Annotated in this window: 1 protein-coding gene; it reads left to right on the forward strand. The window is 52.7% G+C overall.

The annotated features are described in order from the left end of the window. Positions 1-270, forward strand: a 270-nt coding sequence (locus SB689_RS23045) for a polymorphic toxin type 47 domain-containing protein (RefSeq protein ID WP_410694388.1), incomplete at its 5' end; no start/stop codon positions are given. Positions 271-275 lie beyond the last annotated feature (5 nt).

Below are 275 nucleotides of genomic sequence, written 5' to 3' on the forward strand. Positions count from 1 at the left end.
GGGGCGTTTGAAAAGGCGGGAATGACTAATCCAGAGAACGTAGCGTTCTCGAAAATGGATCCAGTAACAGGTACCGTTGTTGAGTTCAAAGGTGCAGGTGGCGCCAAAGTAGCATATGACGCACCTCATGCAGATATGGACTCGGCGCAAGGCCACGATAAACCCCACATTGGATGGCAGACTGCTGGCAAACGAGGATGCGGGTGTCAGCGCGGAAATATTACTTATGAGGGACCACAACATCCCCATAGGCCCGACCAAAAGCTGTGAGGAGG

The organism is Chryseobacterium sp. SIMBA_038, assembly GCF_046535115.1.
In the GTDB taxonomy this organism is placed as follows: Bacteria; Bacteroidota; Bacteroidia; order Flavobacteriales; family Weeksellaceae; genus Chryseobacterium.